The sequence below is a fragment of the Brachybacterium equifaecis genome (assembly GCF_023509525.1).
GTDB classification, from domain to species: Bacteria; Actinomycetota; Actinomycetes; order Actinomycetales; family Dermabacteraceae; genus Brachybacterium; species Brachybacterium equifaecis.
Genome location: NZ_JAKNCJ010000002.1, coordinates 519,102 through 538,502 on the forward strand (window position 1 = coordinate 519,102; position 19,401 = coordinate 538,502).

The 19,401-nt window shown below is 72.9% G+C and carries 15 protein-coding genes, 1 other RNA gene and 1 pseudogene; 4 read left to right on the forward strand and 13 right to left on the reverse strand.

Going from position 1 to position 19,401, the window contains the following annotated elements; genetic code table 11:
• Positions 1–67: 67 nt before the first annotated feature.
• The 7 genes and pseudogenes from Bequi_RS06850 to Bequi_RS06880 all read right to left on the reverse strand — a co-directional run bounded on the left by Bequi_RS06850 (position 68) and on the right by Bequi_RS06880 (position 8,163).
• A complete protein-coding gene (locus Bequi_RS06850) occupies positions 68–1,483 on the reverse strand; it encodes a sugar nucleotide-binding protein (RefSeq protein WP_249737200.1) in 1,416 nt (471 codons plus the stop codon).
• Positions 1,484–1,571: 88 nt separating this feature from the next.
• The gene (gene rfbB, locus Bequi_RS06855; RefSeq protein WP_249737201.1) at positions 1,572–2,573 is read right to left on the reverse strand and encodes a dTDP-glucose 4,6-dehydratase; all 1,002 of its coding nucleotides are present in this window, start codon (positions 2,571–2,573) and stop codon (positions 1,572–1,574) included.
• Between the two features lie 439 nt (positions 2,574–3,012).
• Positions 3,013–3,885, reverse strand: a complete 873-nt coding sequence (gene rfbA, locus Bequi_RS06860; RefSeq protein ID WP_249737202.1) for a glucose-1-phosphate thymidylyltransferase RfbA — start codon at positions 3,883–3,885, stop codon at positions 3,013–3,015.
• Between the two features lie 116 nt (positions 3,886–4,001).
• Complete coding sequence (locus tag Bequi_RS06865; protein ID WP_249737203.1) at positions 4,002–4,697, reverse strand: DedA family protein; 696 nt, start codon at positions 4,695–4,697, stop codon at positions 4,002–4,004.
• A 215-nt stretch (positions 4,698–4,912) separates the two neighbouring features.
• Positions 4,913–6,019 (reverse strand): aspartate-semialdehyde dehydrogenase, encoded by a 1,107-nt coding sequence (locus Bequi_RS06870; RefSeq protein WP_249737204.1) that lies wholly within the window; start codon positions 6,017–6,019, stop codon positions 4,913–4,915.
• Positions 6,016–7,383, reverse strand: a complete 1,368-nt coding sequence (locus Bequi_RS06875; RefSeq protein WP_249737205.1) for an aspartate kinase — start codon at positions 7,381–7,383, stop codon at positions 6,016–6,018. Before Bequi_RS06875 ends, Bequi_RS06870 begins: the two co-directional genes overlap by 4 nt.
• Before the next feature lie 240 nt (positions 7,384–7,623).
• A pseudogene (locus tag Bequi_RS06880) lies at positions 7,624–8,163 on the reverse strand (type 1 glutamine amidotransferase domain-containing protein).
• A 192-nt stretch (positions 8,164–8,355) separates the two neighbouring features.
• Here Bequi_RS06880 and Bequi_RS06885 point away from each other — a divergent pair.
• Positions 8,356–9,393, forward strand: a complete 1,038-nt coding sequence (locus Bequi_RS06885; protein ID WP_249737206.1) for an ABC transporter ATP-binding protein — start codon at positions 8,356–8,358, stop codon at positions 9,391–9,393.
• Positions 9,390–10,505, forward strand: a complete 1,116-nt coding sequence (locus Bequi_RS06890) for an ABC transporter permease (RefSeq protein ID WP_249737207.1) — start codon at positions 9,390–9,392, stop codon at positions 10,503–10,505. Before Bequi_RS06885 ends, Bequi_RS06890 begins: the two co-directional genes overlap by 4 nt.
• Positions 10,506–10,558: 53 nt before the next feature.
• On the opposite strand, the gene Bequi_RS06895 is transcribed toward Bequi_RS06890, so the two are convergent.
• Positions 10,559–12,226: a hypothetical protein gene (locus Bequi_RS06895; protein ID WP_249737208.1), complete on the reverse strand. Its 1,668-nt coding sequence runs from the start codon at positions 12,224–12,226 to the stop codon at positions 10,559–10,561.
• 13 nt (positions 12,227–12,239) lie between these two features.
• A complete protein-coding gene (recR, locus tag Bequi_RS06900) occupies positions 12,240–12,833 on the reverse strand; it encodes a recombination mediator RecR (protein WP_249737209.1) in 594 nt (197 codons plus the stop codon).
• A gap of 129 nt (positions 12,834–12,962) precedes the next feature.
• Here recR and Bequi_RS06905 point away from each other — a divergent pair, with 129 nt between their 5' ends.
• Entirely contained in the window at positions 12,963–13,505 is a 543-nt protein-coding gene (locus tag Bequi_RS06905; protein ID WP_249737210.1) for a GyrI-like domain-containing protein, read from the forward strand.
• Between the two features lie 15 nt (positions 13,506–13,520).
• On the opposite strand, the gene Bequi_RS06910 is transcribed toward Bequi_RS06905, so the two are convergent.
• From Bequi_RS06910 to Bequi_RS06920, 3 genes are read right to left on the reverse strand one after another with little or no spacing between them, the layout of a single operon-like run.
• Entirely contained in the window at positions 13,521–16,703 is a 3,183-nt protein-coding gene (locus Bequi_RS06910) for a DNA polymerase III subunit gamma and tau (RefSeq protein WP_249737211.1), read from the reverse strand.
• A 9-nt stretch (positions 16,704–16,712) separates the two neighbouring features.
• A complete protein-coding gene (locus Bequi_RS06915; protein ID WP_249737212.1) occupies positions 16,713–17,684 on the reverse strand; it encodes a hypothetical protein in 972 nt (323 codons plus the stop codon).
• Positions 17,684–18,400: a MerR family transcriptional regulator gene (locus Bequi_RS06920; RefSeq protein ID WP_249737213.1), complete on the reverse strand. Its 717-nt coding sequence runs from the start codon at positions 18,398–18,400 to the stop codon at positions 17,684–17,686. Before Bequi_RS06920 ends, Bequi_RS06915 begins: the two co-directional genes overlap by 1 nt.
• Positions 18,401–18,560: 160 nt before the next feature.
• Here Bequi_RS06920 and Bequi_RS06925 point away from each other — a divergent pair, with 160 nt between their 5' ends.
• On the forward strand, positions 18,561–19,097 hold the full coding sequence (locus Bequi_RS06925) for a DUF4188 domain-containing protein (protein ID WP_249737214.1): 537 nt from the start codon (positions 18,561–18,563) through the stop codon (positions 19,095–19,097).
• Positions 19,098–19,203: 106 nt separating this feature from the next.
• Here the strand turns inward: Bequi_RS06925 and ffs are convergent.
• An RNA gene (ffs, locus tag Bequi_RS06930) (signal recognition particle sRNA small type) lies at positions 19,204–19,300 on the reverse strand.
• Between the last annotated feature and the right edge of the window lie 101 nt (positions 19,301–19,401).

Genomic DNA, 19,401 nt, shown 5'->3' on the forward strand with positions numbered 1-19,401 from the left:
GAGGAGTTCGACGGCCCGGGCCCCGACCTCCGATACGCCTCTCGGCACCGAAACCTCAGCGGGAGCATCAGCTCCTCAGGTACGCCTCCAGCGCCTCGAACTGGTCGCGCGGGGTGAAGCCGGTCGCCTCGAGCTTGCTCAGGTCCAGCATCGAGTTCAGCGGCCGGGGTGCGATGCCGTCCTTGCCCGCGTAGTACTCGGCGGTGCTCACGGGGGTCACGCGCGAGCCGTCATGGCCGGTCAGCGCGAACACTCGCGCAGCGAGGTCGGCCCAGGAAGCAGCTTCTCCCGCGTTCGAGACGTTGTAGACGCCTGCCTCGGGGCGCTCGTGCAGCAGGTGCTCGATCGCGCCGGCGAGATCCTCGGTGAAGGTGAGGCGGCCGCGCTGGTCCGAGACGACCGACGGATCGATGCCGCGCTCGGCGAGCGAGGCCATGATCCGCACGAAGTTCTTCCCCTCCCCCACGACCCAGCTCGTGCGCAGCACGTAGTGGTCCGGGAGGGTCTGGGCGATGCGGTCGCCGGCGGCTTTCGTCTGCCCGTAGACGCCGAGCGGGCTGAGCTCCTCGTCCTCCCCGTGCAGCGCGCTCGTGCCGTCGAAGACGTAGTCGCTGGAGACGTGCACGAGCGTCGCGCCGTGCGCGCGCGCCGCCTCGACCAGGCGTGCGACACCATCGACGTTCACGGCCCAGGCGGCGCGGCGGCCCTCGGCCGTCTCGGCCTCATCGACCGCGGTGTACGCGGCGGCGTTGATGATCGTGCCGTAGGGGCGGAAGTCGAAGGCGGCGACCGAGTCGGCGCGGGAGATGTCCAGCGCGTCCCGGCCGACCGCGTCGACGTCGGCCCGATGCTCCCAGCGCTGCGCGAGCGCGCGGCCGAGCTGGCCGTTCGCGCCGACGATCATGGTCCGCTTCGGGGGCACGGGGACGACGGCGGCCATGCGGGGGTGCGCGCGGTCCTTGTCGCTGAGCTCCGCCTCTGCCAGCGGGATCGGCCACGGGATCCCGGCCGTCTCGTCGGCCAGGTTCAGGAAGGTGTACTCCGCCTGCGCGGCCTCGGACCAGTGGTCGCTCACCAGGTACGTGTACGCGGCGGGCGCCTCGAGGGTCTGGAAGGCGTTGCCGACGCCGCGGGGCACGAAGATCGCGACGTCCGGGGTGATCTCATGCCAGTACGTCGCCCCGAAGGACTCCCCCTCGCGCAGGTCCACCCACGCGCCGAAGACCTTGCCGGTCGCGACCGAGATGTACTTGTCCCACGGCTCCGCGTGGATGCCGCGGGTGACCCCGACGGCCTGGTTGAAGGAGATGTTGTTCTGCACCGGGCCGAAGTCCGGCAGTCCCGCCGCGACCATCTTGGCGCGCTGCCAGTTCTCCTTGAACCAGCCGCGGTTGTCCCCGGGAAGGGGCAGGTCGATGACCAGCAGGCCGGGGATCGAGGTGGAGTGGACGGCAAGCTGCTTCACAGCATGCTCCTTCGGCATTCGCGGGGACGGATCACGGAGAGGGGAACAGGCAGGCGCGCAGCCACCAGGTGCGACTCTCGGGGGCACCGGGCGGCTGCGCGAGCGGTCACTGACCGGTCTTGGCGTACTTCGCCTCGGTCTCAGCCTTCTGCGGGCGCCACCAGGCCTCGTTGTTCTTGTACCAGTCGACGGTCGCCGCGATGCCGGCCTCGAAGTCCTGGAAGGAGGGCTCCCAGCCGAGCTCCGTGCGCAGTCGGGTCGAGTCGATCGCGTAGCGCAGGTCGTGGCCGGGGCGGTCGTTCACGTGCTCGTAGTCCGAGCGGTCGCGGCCCATGGTCTCCAGGATCAGCTCGACGACCTCCTTGTTGTTCTTCTCGCCGTCGGCGCCGATCAGATAGGTCTCGCCGATCTGGCCCTTGTCCAGGATCGTGAGGACGGCCGAGGAGTGGTCGTCGGCGTGGATCCAGTCGCGCACGTTCTCGCCGGCGCCGTAGAGGCGGGGGCGGATGCCGTCGATCAGGTTCGTGATCTGGCGCGGGATGAACTTCTCGACGTGCTGGCGGGGCCCGTAGTTGTTCGAGCAGTTCGAGATCGTCGCCTGCAGCCCGAAGGAGCGCACCCACGCGCGCACCAGCAGATCCGAGCCCGCCTTCGTGGAGGAGTAGGGGCTGGAGGGGTTGTACGGGGTCTGCTCGGTGAAGCGCTCGGGATCATCCAGCTCCAGGTCGCCGTAGACCTCGTCGGTGGAGATGTGGTGGAAGCGCTTCCCGTGCTTCCGTGCCGCCTCGATCAGCGTGTACGTGCCGATGATGTTCGTCTGCAGGAACGGCGAGGGGTCGTTCAGCGAGTTGTCGTTGTGGGACTCCGCCGCGTAGTGCACGACCGCGTCGGCCTTGCTGACGAGGTCGTCCACCAGCTCCGCGTCCGCGATGTCGCCGACGACCAGCTGCACGCGATCCTCGGGCAGGCCCTCGAGCGAGGCGGCGTTGCCGGCGTAGGTCATCTTGTCCAGCACGGTGACGGTGTCATCCGTGTTCCCGACGACGTAGTGCACGAAGTTCGAGCCGATGAAGCCGGCTCCACCGGTGACGAGGAGGTGGCGGGGCATGACGGTTCCCTTCAGATGGCGACGCCGGGGGCTGGCCCAGGCAGATTGTCCTATCGGACAAGGTTCTCATGCGCCGCCCCGTCGCGCCCGGCCGATCCCGCGGCGGGAGCGGGGATCTGCTCACACTGGGGCGCGGCGGGAGCGGGGGGCGGCGCGCGCCTGGATCGGCGCAGGGCTCAGGCCCACCCCGGCCCCGTGATCGCATGCCGTGCTCTTCGTACGACACCGAGACGCAACGGAGGACCCGAGATCCGGCGATCTCGGGTCCTCAGATGCGTTTCGCGGGCGGAAGGGTGCTCGCGCGCCCGCGCCGAGGCCCCGATGCAGCGAGTGCCACGTGGCGAGGCGAGATCGCAGGATCTCGGCTCGCCACGTGGCACTCGGTGTCTGTGTGGGTGGGTGGAGGGCCGGCTGGGGCCTGCCGCCGGCCCGCCCCGGCTCAGGAGCGCTCGCGCTCCAGCGTGTCGAGCAGGTACTTGCCGTACCCGGACTTCACGAGCGGCTCGGCGCGCTCGCGCAGCTCCTCGTCGCTCAGATAGCCCATGCGCCAGGCGACCTCCTCGGGGGCGCCGATCGACAGGCCCTGGCGCTTCTGCACGGTACGGATGAACTCCCCGGCGGCGGCGAGATCATCGAAGGTGCCCGTGTCGAGCCACGCGGTGCCGCGCGTGAGGACCTCGACCTGGAGCGTGCCGTCCTCGAGGTAGGTGCGGTTGAGGTCGGTGATCTCGAGCTCTCCGCGCGGGGAGGGGGCGAGGGCCTTCGCGCGCTCGGAGACGGTCTGGTCGTAGAAGTACAGGCCCGGCACGGCGAGGTTCGACTTCGGCTTCGCGGGCTTCTCCTCGAGAGAGAGCGCCTTGCCGTTCTCGTCCATCTCGACGACGCCGTAGGCGGTGGGATCGCTGACCCAGTAGCCGAACACGGCCGCGCCGTCGACCTCGTGGTAGCGGCGCAGCTGGGAGCCCATGCCCTGGCCGTAGAACATGTTGTCACCCAGCACCAGGGCGGCACGATCGCCGTCGAGGAAATCCTCGCCGAGGATGAACGCCTGCGCGAGACCGTCCGGGGAGGGCTGGGCGACGTACTCGAAGGAGACGCCGAACCGCGAACCGTCGCCGAGAACGCGCTGGAACGCCTCCTGGTCGGTGGGCGTGGTGATGATCAGGAAGTCCTGGATGCCCGCGAGCATCAGCGTGCTCAGCGGGTAGTAGATCATCGGCTTGTCGTAGACCGGCATCAGCTGCTTCGAGACGCCGATGGTCAGGGGGTGCAGTCGCGAGCCGGTCCCGCCGGCGAGAATGATTCCACGCATGGAGCCCAGTATGTCAGGAGCGCGCGCAGGGGCGGCGGTCCTGCGCCGCGCGTTCTGGACAGGCACCACCGTGCGCGGTGAGCCTCACGCGGCCCGCGCGCCCTGCCCGGCGCAGATCAGGCGCGGCGATCCTCCGCCCAGCGGTCCGCAGCCTCGCTCGCCGCGAGCACCTCGGCGGCGGGCGAGATCGGGGCCTTCTCGCCCTTCATCCGCCGGCGCAGCGCCTCGATCACCATCGGCAGCACGGAGATCGCCACCAGCACGAGCACCGCGGCCTCGAGGTTGTCGCGGATGAACGGCACGCCGCCGAGCGCGTAGCCGAGCATCGTGATCAGGCCGACCCACAGCACCGCGCCGAGAGCAGACCACGTGTAGAACGTGCGGCGCGGCATCTGCGAGACGCCCGCGACGACCGTGACGAAGGTGCGCACGATCGGCACGAAGCGGCCGATCACGAGGGCCCGCCGGCCGTACTTCTCGAAGAACTCGATGGAGGTGTCGAAGTACTTGCGCTTGAGGATCCGGCCGTCGCGCTCGTAGAGGCCGTGGCCCGCTGCGCGCCCGATCTCGTAGCCGCACACGTTCCCGGCGAACGCGGCGAGCGTCAGCGTGAGCAGCGAGAGGGCCAGCGGCGCCGCGAGCGCGCCCTCGTGGCTGAACATGCCCACCGCGAACAGCAGGGAGTCGCCCGGGAGGATCGGGAAGAACAGCCCGCACTCCACGAAGACGATGAGGTGGGCGACCCACCAGAACGCATCCCCGAACCGCTCGAGCAGAGCGGCGGGGTCCATCAGCATGTGGATCAGATCCATGGGGGCATTCCGTTCAGGCGGCCAGCGGCCTGCGGGGTCGCGGCCTCAGCAATGGTGCGCGGGCGGGCGGGGTCCGCGCCACCTGTGGTGACCGATTCCGCGTGGAGGCCCTGTGGAGAATACGTGCGGGCCTGCGGACCCGAGAGCCGGGCCGACGAGCTCAGGCCGACAGATCCCGGGCCGACGGGGGACGCCCGTCGGCCCGGGGACGCGCCTCAGGCGGAGGCGAGGATCTCCGCGATCTGCACGGCGTTCAGCGCCGCGCCCTTGCGCAGGTTGTCGGCGACGGCGAACAGCACGAGGCCCTTGCCGCCCGGGACCGACTGGTCCTCGCGCACGCGGCCCACGAACGTGCCGTCGCGGCCTGCGGCCTCGAGCGGGTTCGGCAGGTCCACGAGCTCCACGCCGGGGGCGTCCGCGAGGATCTCGCGGGCGCGCTCCGCGCTGATGGGCTCTGCGAACTCGGCGTGGATCGCGAGGGAGTGCCCGCTCATCACGGGCACCCGCACGCAGGTCCCGGCGACGGCGAGGTCGGGCAGGCCGAGGATCCGGCGGGACTCGTTGCGGAGCTTCTGCTCCTCGTCGGTCTCGCCGGTGCCGTCGTCCATGAGGCTCCCGGCGAGCGCGAGCGCGTTGAACGCGATCGGCTTCGCGTAGACCTCAGGGGCGGGCATCTCGATCGCGGAGCCGTCGGTCGCGAGGGCCTCGAGGTCGTCGGCCGCGGCGCGCACCTGGCGGGCGAGCTCGGCGACGCCGGCGACGCCGGAGCCGGAGACGGCCTGGTAGGTGGCGACCTTCAGGCGCGTGAGGCCCGCGACGTCGTGCAGCGCCTTCAGCGCAGGCATCGCGGCCATGGTGGTGCAGTTGGGGTTCGCGATGATGCCGCGGGGGCGGTCGGCCATGGCCTCGGGGTTCACCTCGGAGACCACGAGCGGCACCTGCGGGTCCTTGCGCCACGCGGAGGAGTTGTCGATGACGACCGCTCCGGCCTCCGCGAAGCGGGGCGCGAGTCGCGTGGAGGTGCCGCCGCCGGCGGAGAAGATCGCGATGTCCACGCGGTCCTCCCCCTCCAGGCTCGCGGTCTCGGCGTCCTCGACGGTGAGCTGCAGCCCCGCATAGTCGACGGTGCTGCCGGCGGAGCGGGCCGAGGCGAAGGCGCGCACGGCGCTGTGGGGCAGGGCGCGCTCGGCGATCAGCGCGAGCATCACGCGGCCCACCTGCCCGGTCGCGCCGACCACGCCGATGACGGGGCCGTCGGCCCGGAAGCCGGGGGTCCCGGAGAAGTCCGGGGCGGCGGCGGGGGCGGTGTCGGTGGTGCTCATCGGCCGGTTCCTCCGTAGACGACGGCCTCGGCCTGCTCTGCGTCGAGGCCGAAGGCGGTGTGGACGGCGCGCACGGCATCCCCCAGGCGGGCGATGTCGGTGACCACCGAGATGCGGATCTCGGAGGTGCTGATCATGTCGATGTTGATGTTCGCATCGGCCAGCGCCCGGAAGAGGGTCGCCGAGACGCCCGGGGAGGACTTCATGCCGGCGCCGACGACGGACACCTTTCCCACCTGATCGGTGTAGCGCACCTCGGAGAAGCCGATCGTCTCCTTCGCGGCCTCGATCGCGGCGATCGCGGCCGGTGCGTCCGTCTCAGGGAGCGTCAGCGAGATCGCGACCGTGTCATCGGTGGTGGACGTGTTCTGCACGATCATGTCGATGTTCGCGCCGGCCGAGGCGAGCACGTCGAACAGCTGGGCGGCCTTCCCGGGCTGGTCGGGGACCTCCACCACGGTGATCTTGCCTTCGCTGCGATCGTGGGCGACGCCCGAGATGATCGGCGCCTCGAGCCCGGGGGCGTCGGTGATGTCCATGGGGAGCTCCTTGCTGGGGTCGGCCGCATCCAGTCGCGGCACGTCGGAGATGCGGGCGGTGACGTCGGGATCGACGGGGATGACGCGGTCCAGGTCGTCGGAGACGGTCGTGCCCAGCCGGCCCGAGAACGAGGAGCGCACGTGCAGCGGCACCCCGTAGCGGCGCGCGTACTCGACGCTGCGCACCATCAGGATCTTCGCGCCGTTGGCGGCGAGGTCGAGCATCTCCTCGCAGGACATCACGGACACGCGGCGGGCGGCGGGCACGATGCGAGGATCCGCGGTGAACACGCCGTCGACGTCGGAGTAGATCTCGCAGACGTCCGCGTCGAGCGCGGCGGCGAGCGCGACGGCGGTGGTGTCGGAGCCCCCGCGGCCGAGGGTCGTGATGTCCTTGCTGGAGTGCGAGACGCCCTGGAATCCGGCGACGATCGCGACATGGCCCTTGTCCAGGGCGCTGCGGATGCGGCCCGGGGTGACGCGCTGGATCAGCGCGCGCCCGTGCACCGCATCGGTGATGAGCCCCGCCTGCGAGCCCGTGTACGCGCTCGCCTCGACGCCGAGGTCGTTCAGCGCCATCGACATGATCGCCATGGAGATGCGCTCTCCGGCCGTCAGCAGCATGTCCAGCTCGCGCGGCGGCGGTGTGGCCGTGACCTGCTCGGCGAGGTCGATCAGCTCGTCGGTCGTATCGCCCATCGCCGAGACGACCACGACGACCTCGTGCCCGGCGCGGGCGTACTTCGCGATGCGGTTCGCCACGCGGATCACGGAGGCGGCATCGGCGACGGAGGAGCCGCCGAACTTCTGCACGACGAGGCTCATCGGGGGACTCCTTCGGGGGACGGGCCGGTGACCGGCGCCCGCAGCGGGACCGCGGGCAGCAGTGGCGTTCCCCTGATCCTACGGAATACGGCCGTCCGGCCGGGCAGACGCCCGGATCGCGGGCGCGCGGAGGCGGCCCGCGGCGGGCGCGCAGCGTGCTCGCCAGAGCATCCAGCGTGCGCGCGCAGGCACCGTCGGCCGTCCGGCTGCCCCGGTCGGCCGACGGTGCGAAGCCGAGATTCAGGCGCCGAACTGCTCCAGCAGGCGGGCGTTGAAGGCCTCGAGGTCATCGGGGTTGCGGCTGGTGGTGATGCCGCGGTCGGTGACGACCTCGGCGTCCTTCCACTTCGCGCCGGCGTTCTTCAGATCCGTCTCCAGGGCGGTGTAGCTGGTCATCTCCAGTCCGTCCACGAGCCCGGCCTCGATGAGGACCCACGGGCCGTGGCAGATGGAGGCGATGGGCTTGCCTGCTGCGGCGAACGCCTTGGTCAGGGCGACGGCGTCCGCGTCCACGCGCAGGGAGTCGGCGTTCAGCGTGCCGCCGGGGATCACGAGGCCGTCGAAGTCCTCGGCCTTCGCACCCGCGATCGGGGCGTCGACGGGGAACTCCTGGCCGCGGTCCCAGTCGCCCTGGAGCGCGACCACGGTGCCCTCCTCGGCGGAGAGCAGAACGGTCTTCGCGCCGGCGTCCTGCAGGGCCTTCAGGGGCTCGGCGAGCTCGGGCTACTCGACGCCGCGGTTGGCGAGGAAGGCGATGGTGCGTCCGGTGAGGTCAGCCATGGGGGTGGTCCCTTCGGTGGAGGTCTGTGTCGCGACCACGCTAACGGGGCAGCTCCAACGGGCGGTGAGCGGCACCTGGGCGAGGCCTGGACGCAGCCGGTCCGGCACGCGCACGCCACCTCCACAGATCCCCCTCCCCCTCCGCACGAGAACGCCATCGCGCACGGGGCGGCGCATGCAAGGATCGGGCACATGACCTCCCTGCCCGGCCCCTCCTCCGCCTCGCCTCCCGGCCCGCCCGGTCCGACGGGCTCCGCCCCCACCGGCGCAGTGCGCGCCGACTCCGTCCCCGCCATCGAGGCGAGCCGCCTCTCCCGCAGCTTCGGCAGCGTGCAGGCAGTGCAGGATCTGAGCCTCAGCATCCCGCGCGGCCAGGTCACGGCGATCGTCGGCCCGAACGGCTGCGGCAAATCCACCCTGATGCTGATGGCGGCGGCGCTGCTCGCCCCGCAGAGCGGCCGGATCCTCGTCAACGGGGTCGACCCGTCGCAGAACCCCTCGGCGGTCAAGGCGATGGTCGGCTGGATGCCGGATCAGTTCGGCGCCTGGGACTCCCTGCGAGTGCGGGAGGTGCTCGAGGTGATCGGCGCCGCGTACTTCCTGCCGCGGCCGGTGGTGCGCGAGCGCATCGAGGGGCTCCTGGACGAGCTGGACCTGCGCACCCTGGCCGATCAGCCCGCCCACGTGCTCTCCCGCGGGCAGAAGCAGCGCCTCGGCCTCGCCCGCGCCCTCCTGCACGAGCCGACGGTGCTGATCCTCGACGAGCCCGCCTCGGGCCTGGATCCCGCGGCGCGGCGCCGACTGCAGGGGGTGGTCCGCTCCCGGGCGGACGCCGGCGCGGCGGTGCTGATCTCGAGCCACATCCTCTCCGAGCTCGAGGAGATGGCCGATCGCGTGGTGCTGATGGACGGCGGCCGCGTCACGGAGTCCTCGAGCCTCGCGGAGCTCGCCGCCCAGCCGCAGTCCTGGCGCATCCGGAGCCTGTCGGCCTCAGCCCTGTGGCGCGCTCTGCAGGACGTCGGGCTGGACTGGGTGGTGGTCCAGGAGCCGTCCCGCACCGCCACCGGCCACGCCGAGGCGGTGCTCCAGCTGCCCGATGCGCCGACCGCGTCCAGGCTGCTGCGCGACCTCGCGCAGCGCGACGCGCAGATCGTCGAGTTCGCCCCGACCACCGGCCGCCTCGAGGCCGCCTACCTCCGCACCGATGCAGCCCGGGAGGGTTCACGATGAGCACCGCAGCCCCTCACCGCTCCTCCCTGTCCGCGCGACCGCGCGGCGTGTGGCTCATGGCCGCCCTCGAGCTGCGTCAGCGTGTGCGCTCCAAGCGCTGGTACGCGGCCTTCGCCGTGTGGATCCTCGTGCTGCTCGGCACCAGCGGGCTGATGCTCGGCGGGGCGTACTGGACGACGGGCGGCGGGTCCAGCGTGCAGTGGGCCGCGCATCTGGTGTTCTCGCTGGTGGTGATGCTGGTGGTGTTCGCGATGCTGCTGGTGCTGCCCGCCCTCAGCGCGGGCGCGATCAACGGCGACCGCACCGCCGGTACCCTCGCGATCCTGCAGGTGTCCCTGCTCAGCCCGATGGAGATCGCGCTCGGGAAGGTGCTCGCGGGATGGATCACGGGGCTCGCGTTCCTCGGCGCGGCCCTGCCCGCGCTGCTGCCGGTCGCCCTGGTCGCGGGGGTCTCCCCCTTCTACGTCCTGCGGGTGCTGGCGATGATCGCATTCCTCGCGCTGTGCATCGTGGCGCTCGGCGTGGGACTGTCCTCGTTCGCCTCGCGCCAGCTCGGCTCCGTCGTGCTCACGTATCTCGTGGTGCTGGGGACGACGTTCCTGCTGCCCGTGATCGTCAGCGCCTCCTCGCTGATGCTGTACGAGGAGCGTCCCGTGACGACCTGGTCCGAGCAGTGGGACGACGACAGCTACGAAGGCTCGGCGGACCGCTGCGTGGAAAGCGTCGAGACCTTCCCCGTCTCGCGCAGCGACCTGGTGGCTCCGCTGCTGTGGGTGAATCCCATGGTGATGGTCGCGGGGATGTCCCCCGTGCCTGCGGGCGGGGATCCCTGGGGCGAGGGCACCTCCCCCTCGGACTACACCGACCTGCTGCAGATCATCAGCATCGGCGTCGCCTATGCGAGCAACCCCCAGCACCCGTCCCTGCACACCACGTGCTTCGACCCGTCCGTGCCGGGCTACCCGGGCGATTTCGGCTCCCCGCGCGGGAACCCCGTGTGGCTCGCGGGCGCGGCGATCTGGGGGCTGACGGCACTCGGCGCGGTGGCGTTCACCGTAGCCCGGCTGCGCACTCCGATGACCCGTCTCGCGGCGGGCACCCGCATCGCCTGACCGGTGCGGGCGGGGCGGGGCGGGGCGGGGCGGGGCAGGCTACCCGCGGGTGCTCAGGAGCGGGGGCCGCGCAGGACGGTCTCGGAGCGCGGGATGGCGTGGGTCGCGGGCCCGCGCGATCGACGCGCCGTGTCCTGATCGGCCGACGCTCCGAAGTCCGGGAGCGCGGCGGGATCCGGCCCACCGGCTTTCCCGTCGGCCCCCTCGCCGGGCGCCCCGCCGGAGCTGGCGGCGGTCTCGCCGAGAGGCGCGTCGAGCAGCAGGAGACCGTGCACCCCGGCCGCATCGATCTCGCGGCGGCGCTGCTCGGCGCGCACCCGCGGATCGGCGGCGCGGTCGGCGCGCGTGCCGTGCAGCGGTGCGACGAGCATCCACGGCACGGGCCGGCGCACATAGCGGCCAGCCGGCCCGTAGACGACCTCTCGCAGGCCCCGCCGCATGGCGCTCGCGCCGGCCGCGCCGATCAGGGGCGCGAGCAGGAGCGCGTCGGTGATGATCCATGCCCACCCCGCCCCGGTCATCGTCCCTGTCGCGAGCAGCACTGCCGTCAGCGCCGCGATCGCCCCGATCGCCATCGCCCCGTGGAGCCAACCGGTGGTGCGCACGACGCTCGCCTCCCACGGATTCACGCGGGCGCGATCCTCCCAGAGCGGGTAGGTGCGCAGATCGGAGGCCGATCCGCGTCGGGAGCGGGCCAGGCGCATCGCCGCGAACGGCGCCGCGCCCATCCCCGCGACGAGCAGGGCCGCGATGGGGATGCCGGCGGCGTAGACCGTCCAGGGAAGCTCGCTGCGGGTCTGCGAGCCTCCCAGGCCGTCGGTCTCGAGGAGCCTCGCGAACATGACGACCGCATCGACGGCGGTGAAGATCAGCCACGCACAGGCCAGGGCGGCGGGCACCAACCAGCTCAGCCACTCCCGGCCCGCGACCCGCAATGCCCGGCCGAATCCCGCGAGGGAGATCTGCTCCTGCAGGGAGTTGGTGGGCGGCAGGTGCCTGCGGTCCTGCACCAGGAGCCGGGCGGCGATGAGCGGGGCATCCTCGGTAGCGGTGCCCTGCAGGCGCTGCCGCAGCGCCTCCGCGGGCTCTATTCCGAGCAGCCGAGAGGCGCTCAGCACGCGGCGCAGGATCACGAAGGCGATCAGCACCATCCCCAGCCCGAAGGCAACAGCGCCGAGCGGGCCGGCCGCGAGAGCCCGCCACTGCAGCGGCACCTGGAGGACGACGAGCGCGAGCAGCAGCGCGATCGCGGCGCACGGCGCGATGAGCAGGGGCGCGGCGGCGCGTGCGGAGACCGCGCGCTGGAAGTCCTCCTCGCCGAGGTGCTCCTGCGGGCGCAGTCGCGCGACCAGCGCGCTGGACAGCGGGAGCGCGGCGAGGCTGAGCCCCGTGCCGAGCAGGGGGACGATCCCGAGGATCCGCGCGACGTCTCCCCAGGAGAACCCGATCGCGGCGCGCTGGGAGCTGCCGAGGCTCGGCTCGGCGAGGGAGAAGATCAGGGTGAGCACCCAGAAGCTGGGGGCCGCGCCGAGGATGTAGGCCGCGCTCAGAAGCAGCCACAGCCCCCACAGCACGAGCGCGGGACCCCACGCCCGGCGCAGCAGGCGCCGGGTCAGATCGCGCCGCGAGTCGAGCACGAACTCCTGGGGCAGGACGAGCTGGGGGTCCAGCGCCGGCAGAGGCCGGGGCGCGGGGAGATCCTGCAGCGGGGCCAAGCTCACGGCGTCGCCGCCCTCAGACGGCTCGGCGGCCGAGGAAGGCGCGGCCCAGCGTCATCTCGTCGGCGTAGTCGAGGTCCCCGCCGACGGGGAGCCCGGAGGCGAGGCGGGTCACGGTCAGCTCCATCGGTGCGAGCATCCGCGAGAGGTAGGCGCTGGTGGCCTCGCCCTCGATGTTCGGGTCCAGCGCCAGGATGATCTCCTGGGTCTCGTTGCTGGCCAGGCGCCGCATCAGCTCGCTGATGCGCAGGTCGTTGGGGCCGACGCCGCCGATCGGATCGATCGCCCCGCCGAGCACGTGGTAGCGGCCCTTGAACTCGCGGATCCGCTCGATGGCGACGATGTCCTTGGACTCCTCCACCACGCAGATCACCTCGTCGGTGCGGCGCGGATCGGCGCAGATCCGGCAGAGATCCTCTGCCGAGACGTTCCCGCAGACCTCGCAGAACCGCGCGGTCTCCTTGACCTTCATCAGCACCTCCGCGAGGCGGCGCGCGGATTCCTCCTCCGCATCCAGGAGGTGGAACGCGATGCGCTGCGCGGACTTCGGGCCGATCCCGGGCAGCTTGCCGAGCTCGTCGATCAGGTCTTGGACGATGCCTTCATACACGCTGGCCACTCTAGACGGGGGCGCCGACGAACGAGACGGGCGGGGCGCCGATGCCGGGCCGGTACGCTGGGCGGACGATCCGATCCGCCGCCCCGGCCCTCGTTCCGGCCCCTCGCCCCAGGAGAGACCATGCCCGCCTCGATGCCCGCCCCGTACGACCTCGAGTCGCCCTTCGAGGAGGTCCGCGTGGCCCAGGCCCCGGCGGTGGCGACCGCGGCGGTGCGGCGCATCGAGTTCCCCGTGCACAAGCTGCCGCGGCTGATGGACGGAGTGTTCTCCCACCTGGCCGAGGCCCTCGCGGAGCAGGGGCTCACCCCGATCGGCCCGGCGTTCGCCCTGCATCACCGCTTCCCCGTGGACACCGCGGACCTCGAGCTCGGACTGCCCATCGACCAGCCGCTGACCAGGAGCTTCACGCTCCCCAATGGTCTGCTGGTGGAGCCCTCCGAGCTGCCCGCGGGCCGGGTCGCGATCCGCAGCCACATGGGCGGGTACGCGAGCCTCGCCGAGTCCTGGGGCGCGTTCGTGGAGTCCTGCGGGGATGCCGGCGAGCAGCTGGCCTATCCGTTCTGGGAGCTGTACGTCAGCAATCCCGCCGAGGTGAGCCGGCCGGCCGAGCTGCGCACGGACATGGTCTCGCTCCTCCAGGAGCGGGCCGCGACCCGCGCGTGAGGTGCGCGGGAGGGGTCAGCGGCTCTCGTCGATGATCTCGAGCACGCGCCCGCCGAGGACGGTCTCGGCGATCTGACGGCCGTTGCGGGTCTCGAAGGTCGCATCCTCGTCGTCGCGGGAGGCGCCGCCGGTGGGGTCGTCGGCGAGCGCGTCATCCGCCTGAGGCCCGCGCGGGGTGGGGGCCGACGGAGGCGTGCGGGCATCCCGGGCTGCGGGCCCTCCGCTCGGACCCGTCGTTCGCGCGGTCTGCCCTGCTGTGCGTACGGGCGCTGCCGGGGTCTCAGGAGCAGCCGGGGTCTCGGGGGCTGCTGCGGTCACGGGTGCCGCGGCGCCGCGGCTCTGCCCGGCGATGCCCCCACCGGGCGCAGCGACGGGCGGATCGTCATCCCAGGAGCCGGAGGCTGCACGGTCCGAAGGGGCTTCCGTCTGCACGCGAGCATCCGCGGTGTGGTCTGACGGGGTTCCCGCCTGCGCAGGGGCGCCTGCGGCGGCAGCCTCACCGCTCGATCTGGGCTCGCCCTCTGGCTGCAGGGAGCGCACCACGATGCCTTCGGCGATGGCGCGGCGCAGCGCCGCCTGGCCGTGGGTGCGCGGCTCGCCGGCGGGCACGCTGTCGCGGCCCTCATCGGGGACGGCGGCGGTCCCGCCGGCGGAACCGGCTGGGGCCTGCGGCGCGTCCTGCTGTGCCGGCGCCGCCTGAGCTGTCGGCGTGGGCGGGGTCGCCGACTGAGCGGCGCCCTTAGCCTGCGGGGCGGTCTCGGTCGCGGACTGAGCCGCACGCTGGGCCTGCGGCGCGGGCTGGGTCGTGGGCCGAGCGGCGCCCTGAGCCCGCGGGGCGGCTGCGGAACGGGCGGAGGGCGGCGTCCACGAGTCCTCCGTGTCCGGCGGGTACTCGTCATCGGGCCCCAGCGGGACCTCGTCGTCCCAGGGCGGCGGGGCGTCGTGGTCGGCGCTCGTCGGACGCGACGCCGGGATCCTGGCGGCTGCGCGGCCGCCCTCCTGCACTGCGCTCCCCCCGCCCGCGGGGCGCTGCCGGTCCGTGGGTCCGCTGCCGGATCCGGGCCCGCTCGGTGCGCGCCCGCCGCCGGATGGGGGCCCGCCGACGGATGTGGGATCACCCGCCCCCGGCCCGCCCGTGCCCGCTCCGCCCGGACCGGTCCCGCCCGGGCCCGTTCCGCCCGGGCCCGTTCCGCCCGGGCCCGCTGCGCCGGGGCCGGCCCCGCCCGGACCGGGCCCACCAGCTCCGCCTGCTCCGTCGTCGCCGGGGTTCTCGTCGACGATCGCGCTGACCTGGAGTTCCGCGCCGAGCACGCGCTTCGCGGCCTGGGCGATGTTGTCGGCGCCGGTGCCGCGCTGGAATGCGCTGAGCAGACCCGGCGAGCGGAACGAGATCATGAGCTCGCTCCCGCGCACTGCGCTGACCTGCGCGTGCTGAGACACGAGCGCCCATACCGGGCGGCGGATATGCTGCACGGCATCGAGGATCGCCGGCCACTGCGCACGCACATCCTCCGTGCTCGGGCCGGACCCGGCTCCCGCGCCGGATCCCGCCGCCGCCACCGTCGCCTCCCCCGCCGTCTGCGCGGCAGGGGCCCCCCGCTGCGCATTCGCGGGGGCAGGCTGCTCAGCACTCTCCGCCGCCTGCGCGCGCGGGGCGGCCTCGCCGCTCCCGGTCTCCTGCCCTGCGACCTGGCCCTGGCCCTGGCCCTGACCTGCGCCCTGACCCGGGATGGCGGCGACAGGCCCCCAGCCGTCCTCGGAACTGTCCGCGGGCTGCGCAGTCGAAGCTGGGGCCGCCTCAGGCTGCGCCCCCGGTGAGGGGGCGGGCCTCTGCGCCGCGGGCGCCTGCCCGGCAGGAGGAGCGGGCTCCACCTGCGGGCGGGCGGAGCGCTGCGGCACCTGCTCCTCGCGCGCGCGGCGCGCGGCCTCGGCCTGCTCCTGCGCAGCCTGGCGAGCCCGCTCGCGCCCCGATCCGGCGCCGGCCGGAGCACCGCCGCCCGCAGTGGGCGCACCCGTGGCAGCTCCCGTCGGCGCGGCGCCGCCGGCAGTCTGCGCACCGCCCGTCGCCGCTCCCCCCAGCTGGGGTGCTCCGAGCTGGGCTCCGCGCAGCAGCAGCCGCGCCGCGAGCAGCTCGAGGTGCAGTCGCGGAGAGGTGGCCCCGCTCATGGTGCTCAGCGCCTGGTTCACGAGGTCGCCGCACAGCGACAGCTCCACCGGCGGGAACCAGGAGACCTGCTCGCGCATGCGCTCGAGCTCGTCGGCCGGCATCTCCGGCAGCAGCTCATGCCCACGATCGGGCACGGCGGCCAGGACGATCAGATCGCGCAGGCGCTCCAGCAGATCCTCGACGAAGCGGCGGGGCTCATGCCCGGTCGCGAGCACCTGCTCGATCGCGCCGTACAGAGTCGCCGCATCCCGCTGCCCGATGGCGCTGATCGCCCGGTCCAGCAGCGCGGAGTCGGTGAAGCCCAGCAGGTTCACGGCGGTCGCGTAGTCCACGCCGTCCTCGCCCGCGCCGGCCATCAGCTGGTCCAGCACCGACATGGTGTCGCGCGCGGAGCCTGCGCCCGCGCGCACGACCAGCGGCAGCACTCCCTCACCGACCTGCACTCCCTCCGCCTGGCAGACCGTCTCGAGGTACGGACCGAGCACCTGCGGCGGGATCAGGCGGAACGGGTAGTGGTGGGTGCGCGAGCGGATCGTGCCGATGACCTTGTCGGGCTCCGTGGTCGCAAAGATGAACTTCACGTGCTCCGGCGGCTCCTCCACCAGCTTGAGCAGAGCGTTGAAGCCCGCAGAGGTGACCATGTGCGCCTCATCGATGATGAACACCTTGAAGCGGTCGCGGGCCGGGGCGAACGTCGCCCGCTCGCGCAGCTCGCGGGCATCGTCCACGCCGCCGTGGCTCGCCGCATCGATCTCGACCACGTCGAGGCTGCCGGGGCCCCCGCGCGCCAGATCGCGGCACGAGTCGCACGTGCCGCAGGGGGTGTCCGTCGGCCCCTCGGCGCAGTTCAGGCAGCGCGCGAGGATGCGCGCGGAGGTCGTCTTGCCGCAGCCGCGCGGGCCGGAGAACAGATAGGCATGGCCGATCCGCCCGGATCGCAGCGCGCGCATGAGCGGCACGGTGACATGGTCCTGCCCGATGACCTCGGCGAAGGTCTCGGGACGGTATCGACGGTACAGAGCTGTGGCCACGGGATCAGGCTAGTGGAGGCCTCTGACATCCGAGGCGCGCGGGCCCTGGGGCTGGGGATCGCGCAGCTGCGCGAGGCGGCCGCGCAGCAGCGCGTGAAGACGCATCTGCAGGTCAGCACGAGGATCCCCCACCTGCTCCGTCTCGTCGAGCGCGGCGAGCTGCGCGCGGCTGCGCTCCAGCCCCTTCGCCCGGCGGGCCGCAGCGGCGCGGGCGGCGAGCGTCGTGCCCAGCACCGTCAGCACGCCGAAGACCACCTCGAAGCCGCCGTCGGGCAGCCATCCGAAGAGGAGCCCCATGAGGGGCGGGATCCAGCCCAGCAGGAATCCGAGCACACTCCCCAGCAGGTCCGCGACGGGGCCGACGACCGCGCCGATCGCTTCGAGCACCGGGGAGATGGCCTCCACGGCCGGTCGCGCCGCCTGTTCGGCGGCGTCCTGGGCGGGCTGGGTGGCGCGATCCAGCCAGACCCGCAGGCCCAGCAGCGGCAGCAGCACCTTGGCGGCGGCGATCAGTCCGCGGATGATCGCGGCGCGCCACGGATGGCGCAGCGCCTTCTCATCGCGCTCCGCCGAGCTCGAGCCGTCCTCCGGGACGAGGACTGTGCCGACGCCGCCGTAGGCAGTCTCGATGTGGACCTCACCGGCCGTCATGCGGCCCCGCGGGATGATGCGGATGGTGAGCTTGCGGGCGCCGCTCGCGGCCTCGTCGTCCTCCGCGGCCTCGCCGTCGGCCGGACCCTCGCCGGCCTGAGCGCCGCCGCCCTGCGGGACGACCCTCACGGAGACGCCCTCCCCCGATGTGCGGCGCGTGCTGCTGCGCACGGGCTCACCGCCCACGAGCACAGCGCCGACCCCCGGCCGGAAGCCCTTCCAGCGCACTTCGACCTCGACCAGCTCCCCGCGGTGCACGCCGCGGAAGAGGGTGGTGGATCCGTCGGAGAGCGGGGGCGCTGGGACCGATCTCGTCGTCCCGTCTCCCATCAGCGCTCCTCCCCGCCGCGCCGCTGCTCCTCGGCCCGGCCGGATTCCTCGGCGATGGAGAGATGCTGCTGCGCGAGCCGCCGCAGGACGGCCAGGAGCGGGTCCACGAGCACGGTGCCGAGCACGACCTGGCGCACCGCCCGATCCTTCTGCGACGGCACAGAGGCGATGTCGATGCGCGCGATCTCCTCGACGGCATCGGCGTAGGCATCGAGCCGCGCCGCATCCAGCCCGAGCCCCGTGGCGTCGCACGCGCTCCACGCCGCCTCGAGGTCCTCGACCAGCCCATGGGGGGCGTCGATCCTCCAGCCCCGAGCGCGGAGCCAGCGCGCGGCAGGACCCTCCGACGGCCGCGCGGACTCTGCCGCGCCGGGCTCGAGTTCAGGGCCGGGCGCCATCGCCCCCTCCGCCCCCGGGCGCTGCGCGGGCTGCGAGCGCACCACCGAGGGCAGCGCCGACTGCGCCGCATCGAGCACATCCAGCCGGGGGGCTGTCGGACCGTCGATCACGGCCAGCACCGCTGCGACCTCGCCGATGCCCAGCCCCCCCACATCGATGAGGGCCCGGATCAGGCGCAGTCTTTCCACATGCTCCTGCCCGTAGGCGGCCTGGGTGCGGGAGAGCGAGATGCCCGGCGGCAGGAGCGCTTCGCGCAGGTAGTACTTGATCGTCGGCACCGGGACGCCCGACGCGGCGGACAGCGCGGAGATCTTCATGGCCGCTCCTTGATTTTAGCAAGTTCTACTATCTAGATTAAGGGTGTCCCACCACGATCGCACACCGTTCCTCCGCAGCATCCGCTCGACCGCCCGCGCGCTCCCGAGCCGCGGGCCCCGCCGCCCGATCCGTCGCAGACCCGAGCAGAAAGGCTCTCCTATGAGCCGCCAGAAGCCCCCCACCCTCACCCATGCCCACGAAGGGCCCGTGACCGTCTTCCACATCGGGATGACGATCCGCCGGCCCCACCGCCCCGACCTCTGGGGTCCCGTCCTCATGGCGATGCCCCGCATGATCCGCGAGCTCGAGCGCAACCGGGACGACGCGGCCGGCGGCCGGGCCGAGGACCTCGGCTTCCTGGGCGGGGATTTCGCGCTCAGCGGCCATGGGCCCTGGATGGTGCAGTTCTGGCGCACCCCCGAGCTCCTCCAGGCCTACGCGCGCGATCCCGCACGCGCCCACCTCCCCGCCTGGAAGGCGTTCAACGCGGGGGTCCGGCGCAGCCCCGGCGCCGTCGGGGTCTGGCACGAGACGTACGTCGTTCCGGCCGACGGCATCGAGACGCTCTACGTCAACGGAGCACGGGTCGGCCTCGGGCGCATCGCGGGCACGATCCCCGTGGAGCGGCGCGGCGTCACGGCGCGCGAACGGCTCGGCGCGACTCGAGAGGCGCCCGGCCCGAGCCTGCGCGGCTGACACTGCGGCGGCGAGCCCTCGCCGCCGGCGGCCACCTCGCTGGGTGGTCACCTCGCTGGGCAGTCGCCTTCCAGGGCGGTTGCTCCGCAGGCACGGCCTGCGGGCATGAGACGACCCCCCGTGCACCTGCCAGAGCCCGCCTGCCCTTGCTGCCGTCAGGCCCTGGGGGAGTTCAGCGAGATGACACCGCACGAGGGGTCGCTTCGAGTGTAGCGAATGCCCTCGGCGACCACGAACTGCGGTCGCGCGCTTCACACGCGGGAAACGCGGGGCGCTGCGTCGACTGAGGGCGGGGGCGCCGCCG

Excerpts from the sequence above, each read along its gene's own strand:
- Bequi_RS06850 (WP_249737200.1), bottom strand. The coding sequence starts at position 1,483 with ATGCCGAAGGAGCATGCTGTGAAGCAGCTTGCCGTCCACTCCACCTCG.
- Bequi_RS06885 (WP_249737206.1), top strand. The coding sequence starts at position 8,356 with ATGACCTCCCTGCCCGGCCCCTCCTCCGCCTCGCCTCCCGGCCCGCCC.
- Bequi_RS06905 (WP_249737210.1), top strand. The coding sequence starts at position 12,963 with ATGCCCGCCTCGATGCCCGCCCCGTACGACCTCGAGTCGCCCTTCGAG.
- Bequi_RS06875 (WP_249737205.1), bottom strand. The coding sequence starts at position 7,383 with ATGAGCCTCGTCGTGCAGAAGTTCGGCGGCTCCTCCGTCGCCGATGCC.
- Bequi_RS06870 (WP_249737204.1), bottom strand. The coding sequence starts at position 6,019 with ATGAGCACCACCGACACCGCCCCCGCCGCCGCCCCGGACTTCTCCGGG.
- Bequi_RS06925 (WP_249737214.1), top strand. The coding sequence starts at position 18,561 with ATGAGCCGCCAGAAGCCCCCCACCCTCACCCATGCCCACGAAGGGCCC.
- rfbA (WP_249737202.1), bottom strand. The coding sequence starts at position 3,885 with ATGCGTGGAATCATTCTCGCCGGCGGGACCGGCTCGCGACTGCACCCC.
- Bequi_RS06865 (WP_249737203.1), bottom strand. The coding sequence starts at position 4,697 with ATGGATCTGATCCACATGCTGATGGACCCCGCCGCTCTGCTCGAGCGG.
- Bequi_RS06915 (WP_249737212.1), bottom strand. The coding sequence starts at position 17,684 with ATGGGAGACGGGACGACGAGATCGGTCCCAGCGCCCCCGCTCTCCGAC.
- Bequi_RS06890 (WP_249737207.1), top strand. The coding sequence starts at position 9,390 with ATGAGCACCGCAGCCCCTCACCGCTCCTCCCTGTCCGCGCGACCGCGC.
- Bequi_RS06920 (WP_249737213.1), bottom strand. The coding sequence starts at position 18,400 with ATGAAGATCTCCGCGCTGTCCGCCGCGTCGGGCGTCCCGGTGCCGACG.
- rfbB (WP_249737201.1), bottom strand. The coding sequence starts at position 2,573 with ATGCCCCGCCACCTCCTCGTCACCGGTGGAGCCGGCTTCATCGGCTCG.